A 634-nucleotide genomic window follows, 5' to 3' on the forward strand; every position below is an offset into this window, starting at 1 on the left:
CTGGATGACAGGGTAATCCCGCCGCAGCACCGCCGACACAACAAGACTGCCGACGCCGGGAAGACCAAACACCKTCTCCGTGACGACAGCACCCGAGATCAGCACGGCAGCTGTCAGACCCAGTACGGTGAGGATCGGAATAAGCGCGTTTTTGAAGGCATGTTTCAACACGACCCGGCGCTCATCCACGCCCTTGGCGCGCGCTGTGCGAATATAGTCGTCGCCGAGCACATCCAGCATGGAGGCGCGGGTGAAGCGCATAATGAGCGCGGACGAGACGATGCCAAGCGCGAACGCTGGCAGCACCAGATAGCCAAGCCGTTCCATCAACGATGTTCCCGGCCCGCCATAGCCGGATACTGGAAACAGACCAAATCGTACGGCGAATATCTGCATCAAGATGAGTCCCAACCAGAAGCTCGGGATGCTTGCAGCGAGCATCGCTACTGCTGTTGCCACCTGATCGAAAAATGACCCGCGCCGGTATGCGGCATAGATGCCGATCGGAATGGCGATGACGCTGGCGATCAGCAGCGAGAAAATTGTGAGAAAGAAGGTCGGTTCGGCGCGCTGGGCCAGCGCCTGCAGTACGGGCTGGTTGAGAAAGATGGACTGGCCGAGATCGCCCTTGAAC

At 59.2% G+C, this 634-nt stretch carries 1 protein-coding gene; it reads right to left on the reverse strand.

Translation table 11 applies throughout. The annotated features are described in order from the left end of the window. On the reverse strand, positions 1–634 hold a 634-nt coding region (locus tag ACXJ5O_RS29095), incomplete at both ends, for an ABC transporter permease (RefSeq protein ID WP_457302932.1).

This window comes from Phyllobacterium sp. P5_D12, assembly GCF_054049495.1.